The organism is Pseudomonas sp. Yb2C2, from assembly GCF_052112325.1.
In the GTDB taxonomy this organism is placed as follows: Bacteria; Pseudomonadota; Gammaproteobacteria; order Pseudomonadales; family Pseudomonadaceae; genus Aquipseudomonas; species Aquipseudomonas marginalis.
In genome coordinates this window covers 123,757-138,002 of sequence record NZ_JAVAJK010000011.1, presented here as the reverse complement: position 1 = coordinate 138,002, position 14,246 = coordinate 123,757, and the positions used below count along the sequence as shown (strand labels likewise).

Here is a 14,246-nt window from a genome sequence, read left to right as displayed (position 1 = left end):
AAATGATCAGTCAGGCCGAACGCGCCGTGATCAGCCCATTGTCACTGGCAGCTTCCAAACGTATCGCCACGAACTTCGACGTCGGTGTATGGCTGCCATCCCCGGTGCTTTCCAGCGGCACCAACGGGTTCACTTCCGGGTAGTAAGCCGCAGCCTGCCCCGCCGGAATATCAAACGCCAGCAAAGTGAAGCCCTTCACCCGACGCTCGCGGCCGTCTTCCCACAACGACACGATGTCGGCTTTCTGCCCCGGCTTGAAGCCCAGGCGGATGATGTCGGCTTCGTTGACGAACAGCACGTCACGCTGGCCTTTGACCCCGCGATAGCGGTCGTCCAGGCCATAAATGGTGGTGTTGTACTGATCGTGGGAGCGCATCGATTGCATGATCAGGTCCGGCACGTGGCCCGTGGCATGGGTGCGCTCGTGGATCAGGTCCTTGGGCAGGATGTTCGGGCGGAAGTTGGCACGGCCCGAAGGCGTGTTCCAGCGTCGGGCACCGGCGGAGTTGCCTAGGTAGAAACCACCGGGGTGTTTCAGGCGTTCGTTGAAGTCCTTGAAGCCTGGGATGGTATCGGCGATCAGGTCGCGAATGCGGCTGTAATCGGCCACCAACCAGTTCCAGTCCACCGGTTTGCTGCCCAGGGTTGCGGCGGCGATGCCGGCGAGGATGGCCGGTTCCGATTTCATCAACTTCGACAGCGGCTGCAGTTGGCCGTTGGAGTCGTGGACCATGCTGAACGAGTCTTCCACCGTCACCGCTTGCGGACCTTCGGCCTGGATGTCGATGTCGGTGCGGCCCAGGCACGGCAGGATCAGCGCGTCCTTGCCGTGCATCAGGTGGCTGCGGTTGAGCTTGGTGCTGATCTGCACGGTCAGGTCGCAATTGCGCAGTGCTTCGAAGGTGCGCGGGCTGTCCGGCGTGGCTTGGGCGAAGTTGCCACCCAGGCCGATAAACACCTTGGAGCGACCTTCAAGCATGGCGTGGATCGCTTCCACCACGTTGTGCCCGTTGGTGCGCGGCACCTGGAACTGGAAGCGTCGCTCCAAGGCGTCGAGGAACGCCACCGGTGGGCGTTCGTTGATGCCCATGGTGCGGTCGCCCTGCACGTTGCTGTGGCCACGCACCGGGCACAGGCCGGCGCCGGGGCGGCCGATGTTGCCGCGCAGCAGCATCAGGTTGGCGATTTCCTGGATGGTCGGCACCGAGTGGCGGTGCTGGGTGATACCCATCGCCCAGCACATGATCACGTTCTTGCCCTTGGCGTACATGCGTGCCGCTTGCTCGATCTCGACCAGGGTCAGGCCGGACTGTTCGACGATTTCATCCCAGGAGGTGTCGTCGATCTGGCCCAGGTAATCCAGCACGTTGGCCGTGTGTTCATTGAGGAAGTCGTGGTCGAACACCGCTTCCTTGCCTTCGGCCTGAGCCTGGCGCTCCCACAGCAGCAGGAACTTGGCCATGCCGCGCAGGATCGCCATGTCGCCACCCAGGGCCGGGCGGAAGTACGCGGTGTTGGTCGGCTTGTCGCCGTTGGTGAGCATTTCCAGCGGATGCTGCGGATGCTGGAAGCGCTCCAGGCCGCGCTCCTTGAGGGGGTTGATGCACACCACCTGGGCACCGCGTTTGACCGCTTCACGCAGCGGTTCGAGCATGCGCGGGTGGTTGGTGCCGGGGTTCTGGCCCCAGACGAATATCGCATCGGCATGTTCGAAGTCATCAAAGGTCACGGTGCCTTTGCCGACCCCCACGCTCTGCGCCAGGGCCACGCCGCTGGCCTCGTGGCACATGTTCGAGCAGTCCGGGAAGTTGTTGGTGCCGTAGGCGCGCACAAACAGCTGGTACAGGTACGCCGCTTCGTTACTGGCACGGCCCGAGGTGTAGAACTCGGCCATGTCCGGGCTGGGCAGGGCGTTGAGGTGCTTGCCGACCAGGTCGAAGGCCGCTTCCCAACTGATGGGCTGGTAGCGATCGGTTTCGGCGTCGTAGCGCATGGGCTCGGTCAGGCGGCCTTGGTACTCGAGCCAATAGTCGCTTTGCTCCAGCAGCGCGGTGACGCTGTGCTTGGCGAAAAACGCTGCGTCAACGCGGCGCTTGGTGGCTTCCCAGTTGACCGCCTTGGCGCCGTTCTCGCAGAACTTGACCATGCCGCTTTCCGGCGAGTCGCCCCAGGCGCAGCCCGGGCAGTCGAAGCCGCCGTTCTGGTTGGTCTTGAGCATCATGCGCAGGTTTTTCAGCGCGTTGTCACTGGTCAACCACGCCTGTGCCACGCTGATCAGCGCGCCCCAGCCGCCAGCCGGGCCCTTGTAAGGCTTGTAGCGCGGGGTTGGGGTTTGGTCGGCTTGATGATGATTGCTCACGGCTGGTTCTCCATCGCAGGGCTGTAGACCCGCGGCGCACTTTTCTGCGGCAGGTGGATGAGATTGAGGTTATGCCGGCGAGCCCATTGCAGGGCCAGGCCGGTGGGCGACGACAGGCTGACCAGGGTCTGTATGCCCGCGCGCAGGACTTTCTGGATCAATTCGAGGCTGCAACGGCTGGTGACAATCGCCAGCCCGCCGTCGGTGGGGATCCGTTGGCGGATCAGCGCACCGATCAACTTGTCGAGGGCGTTGTGCCGGCCGATGTCTTCACGGCCCATCAGCAATTCGCCCTGGTTATTCATGAACACAGCCGCATGCACAGCGCCGCTGCACTGGCCCAAAGGCTGGAACGCGCTGATGCGCTGGCGCAGGCCGTCGAGCCATTCGGCAGGCGGCAAGGGCGCGCCGGGCAGCACTTGAAGGTCCGGCAGGGCCTGTTCAACGGCTTCCACTCCGCACAGGCCGCAGCCGCTGGTACCTGCCAGCTGGCGGCGCTGCTGCTTGAGGTTCCAGAACGCACGGCTGGAGATCTGCACCTGAGCGTATTGGGCCGAACCCGAACCGCTGAGTTTCAGATCATAAATATCGCTGACGTCGGCGATAATGCCGCTGCCGATGCTGAACCCGACAATAAAGTCTTCCAGGTCCGTGGGCGTGACCAGCATGACGGCCTGGCTGATGTCGTTATAGGCAATCGCCAACGCCACTTCTTCCGCCAAGGCGGTGCTGGTGACTTCAGTGTGCTCAAGGTTGCAAAACTGGTAGCTCTGGCTGGCGACGGGCGCGGACGTTTCCGGAGCAGGCGCCGCGCAGACTGGGCGCTTGGCGTTCATGGGGCAGTACCACCGGCGGATTGATCAGTGTTTAGACTAGGCGCGACAAAGCGTCGCGTCTAATTGCCAGTACTGATCTACCGATAGATGACGTCGATCAAGACTCTGTTTGCGATTTCTGAAACAGCGCGAAACACGCCTCTGCCAATGCCGAACGCGGTGCGCTGCGCCGCATGATCAGGCCCAGGCGCGCCAGGGTGTGGGCGTCTTCGATAGGTTGCAGGCGCAAATGTTCGGTGAGGGCGTCCAGACCGCCGTCCAGCGGCATGACGGCGCAGCACAGTCCGCCATGCACAGCTTGTAACAACTGATGGACGGCGTCGGTTTGTAACAGCGGCTGCGGGTGCAGGCCCCGGCTGTGGAAGTTGTGGTCGATGGACTGACGGAAGTGCATGCCACTGGTGAGCATGCCCAGGGGCAGTTCGATCAATGCCTCCCAGCTCAGCGGCTTGTCGCCAAAACTGAAATAGCGCTGGTCGTAGAGCAGGCCCATGCGGGTATCGCCGAGGGCCAGGGAATCGAAGCGCTCGTTGTCCAGGCGGTCGAGATAGGACACGCCCAGGTCCAGGCGATTGCTCGCCAACTGTTCGAGGATCTGCTCGGAGCTGAGGGCCGAAAGCTCAAAGCGCAGGCTCGGATGCTCCTTGTGCAGTTGTTGCATCAACGCCAGCGGATCAAAGCTCGACAACGGCACCACACCCAGGCGCAACGTACCCACCAGGTTGCCACGGCAGGCGGCGGCTTCGGCCTGCAAGCCGTCATAGGCCGCCAGCACCGTGCGGGCCCAGGCCAGCACGCGCTCGCCGGGGGCGGTGAACCCTTCGAAACGCTGGCCGCGATTGACCAGCGGCAAGTCCAGCTCTTCTTCAAGGTTGCGCAGGCGCATCGACAGGGTTGGCTGGGTGATGTGGCAACGCGCCGCGGCCTGGCCGAAGTGACGGGTCTCGTCGAGGGCGATGAGGAATTTCAGCTGCTTGATGTCCATCTTCGCTCCAGGGCTTATTCCAATGGCGGGGGGATTCTAGCGCGTTTGCGTCTTTGGTCGGGCTGGAACCCAAGTCTGCCGGACTGGTCTAGTCTTGGGCATCTGGAAATCAACTACCAAGGAGAGCGCACTATGAGCATTTTCAGCTTTATCAAAGAAGCCGGCGAAAAGATTGTCGACCTGTTGACGCCGGGTAACGCCAATGCGAGTGAGCAGTTGAAGGAACACGTAGCGAAGGTGGGTCTGGGGAATCCGAATGTGCAGACCACGGTAGAGGGCGACAAGGTGACCGTGACCGGTGAAGTCGCCACCCAGGAAGAGAAAGAGAAGATTCTGCTGGCGCTGGGTAACATCCAAGGCGTGGCCAGTGTGGATGACCAGATCACCGTAACCGGCCCGGCAGTGACCGCCGCCCGTTTCGTCGTGGTGAAAAAGGGTGACACCCTCAGCGCGATTTCCCTGACGGTGTACGGCAACGCCAACCTGTACAACAAGATCTTCGAGGCCAACAAGCCGCTGTTATCCCATCCAGACAAGATTTACCCAGGGCAGACGCTGCGTATTCCTGAGTAATACACGGGCGAAAAGGTGGGAGGGGGCTTGCTCCCGATAGCTGAGTGTCTGTCGACATCAAGTTGACTGATCCACCGCTATCGGGAGCAAGCCCCCTCCCACATGGTTCAGAGCCCGGCAATGAGATCCCGGTAATCCTCGACCGCCGCAAATTCCCCGGTGTCCTTCGGCCCTTTTTGGCTGTCCGGCTCTTTCACCGCCAGTAAATGCCCCACGCCAAACGCCTGGGCACTGCGCAGGATCGGCAGGGTGTCGTCGATAAACAGGCTGCGAGCCGGATCGAACTGGATGTCAGCCTGCAAGGCATCCCAGAACTGCGGGTTTTCCTTGGCGAAGCCGTAGTCGTGGGAGCTGATCAATCGCTCGAAGTACGGCGCCAGTTCAATGCGCTCCAACTTCAGTGACAGCGAGTCACGGTGGGCATTGGTGATCAGGATCACGCGCTTGCCTGCCCGTTTGATCGCCGCCAGGAAGGTATCGGCATCCGGGCGCAGGGCGATCAGGTGGGCGGTTTCCAGCTTGAGTTCGCGCACCGGGATGTTCAGCTCCGCACTCCAGAAATCCAGGCAATACCATTGCAACTGTCCGGCGTTACGCTCGAACAGAGGCTGCAACTCCATCTCGGCCATGGCCCGGCTCACCCCGTGCAGCTCGGCGTAACGCTGGGGCAGGTGCTCCATCCAGAAGTGGTTGTCGTAATGCAGGTCGAGCAGGGTGCCGTCCATGTCCAGCAGGACGGTGTCGATGGCGTGCCAGGGCAAAGAGGGCATGGTGCGGTCTCATGTAAGTAAAGATATCCGACACAGACAATCGGAAAAGCCACGGTATAGTAACCCGATCACGCCAAGGAGCCGCTTATGCGCCAGAAACCCACCGTCCTCGCCCGCGAAATAGTCGCCAGTAGCCGTTTGTTCCGCGTGGAGGAAGTGCAATTGCGCTTTTCCAATGGCGTTGAACGGACCTACGAGCGCCTGGTGGGCCGCGGTGCCGGCTACGGCGCAGTGATGATCGTGGCGATGATCGACGAAGATCATGCGTTGCTGGTTGAAGAGTACTGCGGCGGTACCGATGAGTATGAGCTGTCCTTGCCCAAGGGCCTGATCGAACCCGGCGAAGACGTGCTGGCGGCAGCAGACCGTGAACTCAAGGAAGAAGCCGGCTACGGCGCACGGCAGTTGGAACACATTACCGAGCTGTCGTTGTCTCCTGGCTACATGAGCCAGAAAATCCAGGTGGTGCTCGCCACCGAACTCTATGAAGAACGCCTGGAAGGCGATGAGCCCGAGCCGATGCGTGTGGACCGGGTCAATCTGCGCGAGCTGTCGCAGCTTGCGCAAAACGAGCAGTTCAGCGAAGGCCGCGCCCTGGCGGCGTTGTACCTGGTACGAGATTTGTTGATTCAGCGTGGAGCGTTTACCCCATGAGCGAACTGTTTTTAGGCCACCCGTTTATCGCCCCTGTGATCGAGCTGGCCCGCCAGGCGGGTGAAGTGATCCTGCCGTACTGGCGCGCCGATGTGGCGGTGACCTCCAAGGCCGATGATTCGCCGGTCACGGCGGCCGACCTGGCCGCCCACCATCTGATTCTCGCAGGCCTCACCGCACTCGACCCGAGCATCCCGGTGCTGTCCGAAGAAGACGCCGACATCGACCAGAGCGTACGGGCCGGCTGGCAGCGCTGGTGGTTGGTGGACCCGCTGGATGGCACCAAGGAATTTATCGCCGGCAGCGAAGAATTCACCGTCAATATTGCCCTGGTCGAACAGGGTCGCGTGGTGTTCGGCGTGGTGTCCATGCCCACCAGTGGCCGTTGCTACTTCGGTGGTGCCGGCCTGGGGGCGTGGCGCTCCGATGTGAACGAAGCGCCCAGGCAGATCCAGGTGCGCGAGGCCCCAGCAGTGGGTGAGGCGTTTACCGTGGTCGCCAGCCGCCGGCATACCAGCCCCGAGCAAGAGCGTCTGCTGGACGGTTTGAGCGAAGGGTTGGGGGAGTTGAAACTGGCGAATATCGGCAGTTCGTTGAAGTTCTGCCTGTTGGCCGAGGGCAGTGCCGATTGCTACCCGCGGCTGGCGCCGACTTCGCAGTGGGATACGGCGGCGGCGCAGGGTGTATTGGAAGGGGCGGGCGGCGAGGTGCTGGAGTTGAGTGGCGAGCCGTTCAGCTATCCGGCGCGGGCGTCGTTGCTGAATCCGTTTTTCCTGGCGTTGCCGGCGAAGGCGGCGTGGCGTGAGCGGTTGCTGACCTTGGCCCGCTCTTAATACCTCAGCCGATCTAAATGTGGGAGGGGCGGTGCCCCTCCCACATTTGTTTTGTGTATTGGCTTCTAGCGGTGCAGGACGTATTGGCCGGTGAACGTAACGGCCCGCTCTTCACTGCCCTCATTCGCGATCCAGGTGTCCAACGCCAGCCGCGCCCGGCCATAGCGCTTGTAGGTCGCCAAAAAGCGCTTCCACACCTTCTCCTCCGGCGCCGCGCAAATGGCGGTCGCGTCGTGCGTCACCGGCAGCGGATAGCTGATCTGCCCTTCCTGAATCACGATATGCCCGTCTTCAATCCCTTCCTCGCGCAGTTGCAGGTGCATCCAGCCCCAACCCGCCAGCACCGCGCCGCAGTAGAGGCTGCCGCCGAACATGGTGCTCTTGTGGTTGATATTGGCTTGCAAAGGCAGGTGCAGCTGCAGTTGCCCGTCTTGCCAGTCGAGTACCTTGAGGCCCATTTCGCGGGTCAGGGGGATGTCGTGGTGGAGGATGGATTCCAGGTAACGGCTGTCACGGCTCATGGGGGCCTCTTGATGGGTGGGCAGGGTCATTCGTCGTCAGCACTTTGGTTGGCGAAGTTCAGGCCGTGCTTGCGCAGTTTGTCGTGCAGGGTCTTGCGCGGTACGCCGAGGGCTTCTGCGAGGCTGCGCATGGAGCTGTGGGGGCGGGTCAGTTCGGCGGCGATCAGGCTTTTTTCGAACTGCTCGACCTGTTCGCTCAAGCCGCCCGGCGTGGAAGTCAGCACGCTGCTGGCGGGATTGTCCGGGGTGCTGTCCAGCGCCAGCTCCAGGCCCAACGCAAAGCGCTCGGCGGCGTTCTGCAATTCGCGCACATTGCCCGGCCAGCTATGACGCAACAGCAGGGCACGCTGGCCCGGTTGCAGCTCGTGCAAAGGCAGGCCGTGGCGACTGCTGGCTTCGTCGGCGAAGTGCTGGAACAGCATCAACGCATCTTCACCGCGCTCGCGCAGTGGCGGAATACGCAACGGCGCGACGTTGAGGCGGTAGTACAAGTCGGCGCGGAAGCGGCCCTGGTCGGCGGCCTGGCGCAGGTCTTCCTTGGTGGCGGCGATGATGCGGATATCCAGCGGGATCAGCTGGTTGCCGCCGAGGCGCTCCACCACACGCTCCTGTAACAGGCGCAGCAGCTTGACCTGCACGTCCAGGCTCATGCTTTCGATTTCATCGAGGAACAACGTGCCGCCGTTGGCGAATTCGAATTTGCCGATGCGGCGTTTCTGCGCGCCGGTAAAGGCGCCGGGCTCATGGCCGAACAGTTCGCTCTCCACCACCGACTCGGCCAACGCCCCGGCATTGATCGCCACAAACGGCCCGCTGCGCCGGCTCGACAGGTCGTGCAGCGCGCGGGCCACCACTTCCTTGCCGGCGCCGGTTTCGCCGAGGATCAGCACATCCGCGCGGGTTGCTGCCAGGGCGCCGATCTGCTCGCGCAGGCGCAGCATCTGTGGCGAGTGCCCCACCAGGCGGGTGCTCAGTTGTTGGCGGTCACTGAGGGCCAGGCGCAGGCTGCGGTTGTCGAGCACCAGCCGGCGCAGGGCCAGGGCGCGGCGCACGCTGTCGAGCAGGGCGTCGCTGGCGAAGGGTTTTTCGAGGAAGTCATAGGCCCCCGCGCGCATGGCCTGCACCGCCAGCGGCACGTCGCCGTGGCCGGTGATCAGCAGCACCGGCAGGTCCGGATCCTGGCCGTGCAGCTCGGCCAGCAGCTCCAGGCCGTCCATGCCGGGCATGCGGATGTCGCTGACCACCACGCCCGGCCAATCCCGCGACAGGCGCGCGGTGAGGCCGGTGGCTTCGCCCAGGGGCAGGACGTTCAGCCCGGCCAGGTCCAGGGTCTGGCACAGGGCCTGACGCAAGTGTGGATCATCGTCGATCAACACCACCTGAATCTGGTTATCGATACTCATACACTGCGGTCCTCGGACGGTTGCAGACTGACGCCCGGCGAGCCGGCGCGCAATTTCAAGGTTAACAGCGCGCCGCCTTCCTTGTGGTTGGCAAACAGCAGTTCGCCGCCAAAGGCACGCATCAGGGTTTCACAGATCGCCAGGCCCAGGCCCAAGCCCTGGGTGCGGGTCTTGGTGGTGTAGAACGGTTCGCTGGCGCGGCCCAGGGCTTCCATGCAAAAGCCTGGGCCATTGTCGCGAATGTACAGGTTGACGCCCTGGGCGGTGGTTTCGGCACTCAGCCACAGTTTGCGCGGCGGGCCTTTTTCGGTAAGGGCGTCGAGGGCGTTGGCCAGCAGGTTGCCCAGCACCTGGCGCAGGCGGGTTTCGCCGGCCTGCACCCACAGGGTCGCTTCCGGCAAATCGCGGATCAGCTCGACTTCCATCGAGCGCCGCCGCTTGGCCAGCAAGGCCAGCGCATCGTCCAGCGCCGGTTGCAGGGCCACGCTCTCCGGGGCATGGCGATCGCGCCGGGCGAAGGCGCGCAGGTGCGCGATGATCGAGGCCATGCGCCCGGTCAGTTCGCTGATCAGCTTGAGATTGCCCCGGGCATCGCTGGTGCGCTCGTGGTCGAGCAGGATCTCGGCGTTTTCCGCATAGCTGCGGATCGCCGCCAGGGGTTGATTGAGTTCGTGGCTGATACTTGCCGACATGGTGCCCAGCGCTGACAGCTTGCCGGCCTGCACCAAGTCATCCTGGGCGCGCACCAGTTCCTGCTGGGCGTGTTCGCGCTCCAGCACCTCCTGTTTGAGGCGACGGTTGAGGCCTTCCAGATCGCTGGTCCGTTCGACCACGCGCATCTCCAGCTCGCGGCGGGCCTTGGCTTCGAAGGCGATGCGTTCCAGGTAGTGGCGACGGCGCTGCATCAACAGGCCCAGCAGCAGCATCAACACCAGCAACGTGGCGCCGCCCACGGCGACCACCGTGCGCACCGGGCGGCTGATCAAGGATTGCGGTGCAAGGATCTCCACATTCCAGCCGGTCTCGGCAATGGCGGTGGATTGGCGCAGCCATGCGCTGTTGCTCAGGCTCAACGGTTGCGGATCGCGCGTGGGGTAGGGCTGGATGGCGATGATGGCCTGGCGTTCTTCGGCGGTCAGCGGCCGGGTGGCCCGGAAGCGCCATTGCGGGCGTGACGTGAGGATCACCACGCCGTTGTGGTCGGTGACCAATAGTTGTTCCGGGGTATTGCCCCACAGGCTTTCGGTGTGGTCCAGGTCGACCTTGACCACCAGTACGCCTATGATCGTGTCGCCATCGCGCACTGCGGCGGCGAAGAAATAGCCGCGCTTGGCCGAGGTGGTGCCCAGCCCGAAAAACCGCCCCAGGCGCCCGGCCATGGCTTCGCTGAAATAGGGCCGGAACGAGAAGTTGCGCCCGACGAAACTGTCCTGCTTGTCCCAATTGGACGCGGCGAGGGTCTTGCCGGTGGTGTCCATCAAATACATCACTTCCACCCCGGCCTGGGCGGCGACGTCCTTGAGCAGCAGGTTGGCGTTGACCAGGTTGGTACTGACCTGCGGTGCGTCCAGTGCCGTGCGCAAGGCCGGCAAGTCGCCGAGGATCTGCGGCAGCACTTCATAGCGATGCAGGGTGCCCAGCAGGTTGGCGACGTACAGGTCGAGGGTCTGGCGGTTTTGCCCGGCCAGTTCGCTGCGATAGTAACGCTCGGCCAAGTGCTCCAGCGGCCACAGCAACGGTGCCAGGCACAGGGCCAACAGGGCGAGGCTGCGCCAGCGGGGTCTTCGCGGAAGGGGTGGAGTCATGGGAGTCGTGCGCCTGTGGGTACAGGCGCATTATGCCTAGTGCTGCCCGGCAAGACACTCGCGCAATGCGTCTTGCCACAAGGGCTGGCTGACGTGCCATTGCTGGCGCAGGTGGCTGCAATCCAGACGTGAGTTCAGCGGGCGCCGGGCGGGGGTCGGGTAGGCGCTGGACGGGATCGCCTCCAGTTCGGCACAGGCACGGCCGCTGGCGCGCAGATGCTCGCCAATCGCTTGGGCAAAACCGAACCACGACGTTTCGCCCTCGGCGGTCAGGTGATAGATGCCCCAGTTCCCGGCCTCGCCCGCCTGCCAACGCTCGATCAGGGCGCGCGTACTGGCGGCAATGGTCCCGGCCCACGTCGGCGCGCCGATCTGGTCGGCGACGATGCGCAGGTGGGGTTTTTCTTGCAGCAGGCGCTGCATGGTCAGCAGGAAGTTCTTGCCGTGGTTGGAGTAGACCCAGCTGGTGCGCAGGATCAGGTACTGGCCTCCCACTGCGGCAATCGCCTGTTCACCCGCCAGTTTGCTCTGGCCGTAGACGCCTAGGGGATTGGGTGTGTCAGCTTCGGTGTAGGGTGCAGGCTTGCTGCCGTCGAACACGTAGTCGGTGGAATAGTGGATCAACGGGCTGCCCAAGGCCTTGGCTTCCTCGGCGAGAATCCCGGGGGCGATGGCGTTGATGGCGAAGGCGAGGTCCGGTTCGCTTTCGGCCTGATCCACTGCCGTGTGGGCGGCGGCGTTGATGATCAGGTCGGGGCGATGGACGCGCACCTGCTGGCGGATGTGCTTGGCGTCGGCCAGATCGAGGTGCTCGCGGCCGAGTACAATCAGTTCGCCCAGGCCCTGGAGCTGCTGTTGCAGTGCCTGGGAGACTTGGCCATGTCGGCCGGTGATCAGGATTTTCATGGGAATAGATCGGCGTCTTTCAGCAGTTTTCCAGCCTGGTCCTTGGCGGACAGTTGCGGCGGTTCGCTCAGTTCCCAGTCGATAGCCAACGTCGGGTCGTTCCACAGGATGCTGCGTTCCGCACTGGGCTGGTAGTAGTCGGTGGTCTTGTACAAGAACTCGGCGGAGTCGCTCAACACCACAAAGCCATGGGCGAAGCCTTCCGGCACCCACAACTGGCGATGGTTCTGTGCCGACAGACGCACGCCCACCCATTGCCCGAAATTCGGCGAACTGCGGCGGATGTCCACAGCCACGTCCAACACTTCACCGGCGGTAACCCGCACCAGTTTGCCCTGGGTGTGTTCCAGTTGGTAATGCAGGCCCCGCAGCACGCCTTTTTGCGAGCGCGAGTGGTTGTCCTGGACAAACTCGCGCTTGAGCCCGGTGGCCGCTGCAAAGGCGCGAGCATTGAAGCTTTCGTAGAAAAAACCGCGCTCGTCACCGAACACCTTGGGCTCGATGATCATTACGCCAGGGAGTGAGGTGTCAACGACGTTCACCGGTTGTCTCCCGCCAACGTGTACAGGTATTGACCGTAGCCGGTCTTGCCGAAGTATTTGGCGCGTTCGAGCAGATGGTCGCGGTCGATCCAGCCGTTCCCATAGGCGATTTCTTCGAGGCACGCCACTTTGAGGCCCTGACGGTGTTCGATGGTCTGCACGTACTGTGAGGCTTCCAGCAGGCTGTCGTGGGTGCCGGTGTCGAGCCAGGCGAACCCTCGACCGAAGCGCTCTACCTGCAAGTCACCGCGCTTCAAATAGGCGTTATTGACGTCGGTGATTTCCAGCTCGCCGCGGGCCGAGGGCTTGACGGCTTTGGCGATGCTGATCACGTCGTTGTCGTAGAAATACAGGCCGGTGACGGCATAGCTTGATTTGGGCGTAGTCGGTTTTTCTTCGATGGACAGGGCGCGGCCTTCGCTGTCGAAGTCGATCACGCCGAAGCGCTGCGGATCCTTGACCCAATAGCCAAACACCGTGGCGCCTTTGCCGCGCTTGACCGCTGCATGCAGCTGCTCGCTGAAACGCTGGCCGTGGAAAATATTGTCGCCCAGGATCAGGCACACGGGGTCGCTGCCGATGAACTGTTCGCCAATCAGAAAGGCCTGTGCCAAGCCGTCCGGCTGCGGTTGTTCGGCGTAGCTGAAGCTGACGCCAAACTGGCTGCCATCGCCCAGCAGGTTGCGGTATTGCGGTAAGTCCGCCGGGGTGGAAATCACCAGGATTTCTTTGATGCCCGCCAGCATCAGCACCGAGATCGGGTAGTAGATCATCGGCTTGTCATATACCGGTAACAGCTGCTTTGACACTCCCAGGGTGATGGGGTGCAGGCGGGTGCCGGAGCCGCCGGCCAATACGATTCCTTTCATCATGCGATCAGATCCCTCGTGTCGGTATTGCCCAAGCGTTCACCCTGATAACTGCCGTCCTGGACCCTGCGGCACCATTCCAGGTTATCGAGGTACCACTGCACGGTTTTGCGCAGCCCGGTTTCAAAGGTTTCTTCGGGTACCCAGCCCAGTTCGCGTTCGATCTTGCCGGCATCGATTGCGTAGCGTTGGTCGTGGCCTGGACGGTCTTTAACGAACGTGATCAGGTCGGTGTATTGCTCCTCGTCGTGGGGATGTTGCGGCGCCAATTCCTCCAACAGGGTGCAGATGCTGCGTACTACGTCGATATTCTTCTGTTCGTTGTGGCCGCCGATGTTGTAGGTCTCGCCGACCACGCCGTGTGTCACGACGCTGAGCAGTGCCCGGGCATGGTCTTCGACAAACAACCAGTCGCGCACTTGCAAACCATCACCATAGACCGGCAATGGCTTGCCCGCGAGGGCATTGAGGATAACCAGCGGGATCAACTTCTCGGGGAAGTGGAAGGGTCCGTAGTTGTTGGAGCAGTTGGTCAGCAGCACGGGCAGGCCGTACGTGCGGTGCCAGGCGCGGACCAGGTGGTCGGACGCGGCTTTGCTGGCCGAGTAGGGCGAGCTGGGCGCGTAGGGCGTGGTTTCGCTGAACAAGTCGTCTACGCCGTGGAGGTCGCCGTAGACTTCGTCGGTGGAAATATGGTGGAAGCGAAATGCACGTTTTTCTGGCTCGGCGAGGGTTTGCCAATAGCCACGGGCGGCCTCCAGCAAGCTGTAAGTGCCGACGATATTGGTCTGGATAAAATCCGACGGGCCGTCAATCGAACGGTCGACGTGGGACTCGGCGGCCAGGTGCATGATCGCGTGGGGTTCAAAGCGTGCGAGCACGGCGCTGACGGTGGCCTGATCGATAATATCGGCCTGAACGAATTCATAACGGCTATTGGACGCGATGCTGGTCAGCGATTCCAGGTTGCCGGCGTAGGTGAGCTTATCGAGGTTGAGCACTTCGTGCTCGGTGTGCCGAATCAAGTGACGTATCAAGGCAGAACCGATAAAACCGGCGCCACCGGTAATGAAAATGCGCATGTCGGGGGCCCTTTCCTTAGACGGACGTTTAGCGAGTGCAGCATAGCCTGTGTTGTGGCGCCGGGCAGGACGGCATGTGTGTGGGGGTTGCGTAATCCCCCTGAAAAG

The 14,246-nt window shown here is 62.7% G+C and carries 14 protein-coding genes; 3 read left to right on the top strand and 11 right to left on the bottom strand.

Features of this window, described 5'->3' with window-relative positions; translation table 11 throughout:
- Nucleotides 1–10: 10 nt before the first annotated feature.
- The 3 genes from Q8X51_RS17110 to Q8X51_RS17100 all read right to left on the bottom strand — a co-directional run bounded on the left by Q8X51_RS17110 (nt 11) and on the right by Q8X51_RS17100 (nt 4,180).
- Nucleotides 11–2,359, bottom strand: a complete 2,349-nt coding sequence (locus Q8X51_RS17110; RefSeq protein WP_065925805.1) for an FdhF/YdeP family oxidoreductase — start codon at nt 2,357–2,359, stop codon at nt 11–13.
- On the bottom strand, nt 2,356–3,195 hold the full coding sequence (fdhD, locus tag Q8X51_RS17105) for a formate dehydrogenase accessory sulfurtransferase FdhD (protein ID WP_065946706.1): 840 nt from the start codon (nt 3,193–3,195) through the stop codon (nt 2,356–2,358). Before fdhD ends, Q8X51_RS17110 begins: the two co-directional genes overlap by 4 nt.
- Before the next feature lie 97 nt (nt 3,196–3,292).
- Nucleotides 3,293–4,180, bottom strand: coding sequence for a LysR family transcriptional regulator (locus Q8X51_RS17100; RefSeq protein ID WP_065946705.1), 888 nt, complete (start codon nt 4,178–4,180; stop codon nt 3,293–3,295).
- Between the two features lie 132 nt (nt 4,181–4,312).
- On the opposite strand from Q8X51_RS17100, the gene lysM reads away from it, so the two are divergent.
- A complete protein-coding gene (gene lysM / locus Q8X51_RS17095; RefSeq protein ID WP_065946704.1) occupies nt 4,313–4,753 on the top strand; it encodes a peptidoglycan-binding protein LysM in 441 nt (146 codons plus the stop codon).
- Between the two features lie 107 nt (nt 4,754–4,860).
- Here lysM and yrfG read toward each other — a convergent pair whose 3' ends face one another.
- A complete protein-coding gene (gene yrfG / locus Q8X51_RS17090) occupies nt 4,861–5,523 on the bottom strand; it encodes a GMP/IMP nucleotidase (RefSeq protein ID WP_065946703.1) in 663 nt (220 codons plus the stop codon).
- Between the two features lie 87 nt (nt 5,524–5,610).
- On the opposite strand from yrfG, the gene nudE reads away from it, so the two are divergent.
- Complete coding sequence (gene nudE / locus Q8X51_RS17085) at nt 5,611–6,177, top strand: ADP compounds hydrolase NudE (RefSeq protein ID WP_027605134.1); 567 nt, start codon at nt 5,611–5,613, stop codon at nt 6,175–6,177.
- The gene (gene cysQ, locus Q8X51_RS17080; protein ID WP_027605133.1) at nt 6,174–7,010 is read left to right on the top strand and encodes a 3'(2'),5'-bisphosphate nucleotidase CysQ; all 837 of its coding nucleotides are present in this window, start codon (nt 6,174–6,176) and stop codon (nt 7,008–7,010) included. Before nudE ends, cysQ begins: the two co-directional genes overlap by 4 nt.
- Nucleotides 7,011–7,075: 65 nt before the next feature.
- Here cysQ and Q8X51_RS17075 read toward each other — a convergent pair whose 3' ends face one another.
- From Q8X51_RS17075 to rfbB, 7 genes are read right to left on the bottom strand one after another with little or no spacing between them, the layout of a single operon-like run.
- A complete protein-coding gene (locus tag Q8X51_RS17075; RefSeq protein ID WP_065925798.1) occupies nt 7,076–7,531 on the bottom strand; it encodes a YiiD C-terminal domain-containing protein in 456 nt (151 codons plus the stop codon).
- A 26-nt stretch (nt 7,532–7,557) separates the two neighbouring features.
- Nucleotides 7,558–8,934: a sigma-54-dependent transcriptional regulator gene (locus Q8X51_RS17070; protein ID WP_065925797.1), complete on the bottom strand. Its 1,377-nt coding sequence runs from the start codon at nt 8,932–8,934 to the stop codon at nt 7,558–7,560.
- Nucleotides 8,931–10,739: a sensor histidine kinase gene (locus tag Q8X51_RS17065; protein ID WP_065925796.1), complete on the bottom strand. Its 1,809-nt coding sequence runs from the start codon at nt 10,737–10,739 to the stop codon at nt 8,931–8,933. Before Q8X51_RS17065 ends, Q8X51_RS17070 begins: the two co-directional genes overlap by 4 nt.
- A gap of 36 nt (nt 10,740–10,775) precedes the next feature.
- Nucleotides 10,776–11,645 (bottom strand): dTDP-4-dehydrorhamnose reductase, encoded by an 870-nt coding sequence (gene rfbD / locus Q8X51_RS17060; RefSeq protein ID WP_407693517.1) that lies wholly within the window; start codon nt 11,643–11,645, stop codon nt 10,776–10,778.
- Nucleotides 11,642–12,187 carry a dTDP-4-dehydrorhamnose 3,5-epimerase gene (gene rfbC, locus Q8X51_RS17055; RefSeq protein ID WP_323146854.1) on the bottom strand — a complete coding sequence of 182 codons (546 nt, stop codon included), beginning with the start codon at nt 12,185–12,187 and terminating at the stop codon, nt 11,642–11,644. Before rfbC ends, rfbD begins: the two co-directional genes overlap by 4 nt.
- Nucleotides 12,184–13,059: a glucose-1-phosphate thymidylyltransferase RfbA gene (rfbA, locus tag Q8X51_RS17050; protein ID WP_323146855.1), complete on the bottom strand. Its 876-nt coding sequence runs from the start codon at nt 13,057–13,059 to the stop codon at nt 12,184–12,186. The genes rfbC and rfbA overlap by 4 nt, the downstream gene beginning before the upstream one ends.
- Nucleotides 13,056–14,138: a dTDP-glucose 4,6-dehydratase gene (gene rfbB, locus Q8X51_RS17045; protein WP_407693518.1), complete on the bottom strand. Its 1,083-nt coding sequence runs from the start codon at nt 14,136–14,138 to the stop codon at nt 13,056–13,058. The genes rfbA and rfbB overlap by 4 nt, the downstream gene beginning before the upstream one ends.
- Nucleotides 14,139–14,246: the final 108 nt, after the last annotated feature.

Excerpts from the sequence above, each read along its gene's own strand:
- fdhD (WP_065946706.1), bottom strand. The coding sequence starts at position 3,195 with ATGAACGCCAAGCGCCCAGTCTGCGCGGCGCCTGCTCCGGAAACGTCC.
- Q8X51_RS17100 (WP_065946705.1), bottom strand. The coding sequence starts at position 4,180 with ATGGACATCAAGCAGCTGAAATTCCTCATCGCCCTCGACGAGACCCGT.
- lysM (WP_065946704.1), top strand. The coding sequence starts at position 4,313 with ATGAGCATTTTCAGCTTTATCAAAGAAGCCGGCGAAAAGATTGTCGAC.
- yrfG (WP_065946703.1), bottom strand. The coding sequence starts at position 5,523 with ATGCCCTCTTTGCCCTGGCACGCCATCGACACCGTCCTGCTGGACATG.
- nudE (WP_027605134.1), top strand. The coding sequence starts at position 5,611 with ATGCGCCAGAAACCCACCGTCCTCGCCCGCGAAATAGTCGCCAGTAGC.
- cysQ (WP_027605133.1), top strand. The coding sequence starts at position 6,174 with ATGAGCGAACTGTTTTTAGGCCACCCGTTTATCGCCCCTGTGATCGAG.
- Q8X51_RS17075 (WP_065925798.1), bottom strand. The coding sequence starts at position 7,531 with ATGAGCCGTGACAGCCGTTACCTGGAATCCATCCTCCACCACGACATC.
- Q8X51_RS17070 (WP_065925797.1), bottom strand. The coding sequence starts at position 8,934 with ATGAGTATCGATAACCAGATTCAGGTGGTGTTGATCGACGATGATCCA.
- Q8X51_RS17065 (WP_065925796.1), bottom strand. The coding sequence starts at position 10,739 with ATGACTCCACCCCTTCCGCGAAGACCCCGCTGGCGCAGCCTCGCCCTG.
- rfbD (WP_407693517.1), bottom strand. The coding sequence starts at position 11,645 with ATGAAAATCCTGATCACCGGCCGACATGGCCAAGTCTCCCAGGCACTG.
- rfbA (WP_323146855.1), bottom strand. The coding sequence starts at position 13,059 with ATGATGAAAGGAATCGTATTGGCCGGCGGCTCCGGCACCCGCCTGCAC.
- rfbB (WP_407693518.1), bottom strand. The coding sequence starts at position 14,138 with ATGCGCATTTTCATTACCGGTGGCGCCGGTTTTATCGGTTCTGCCTTG.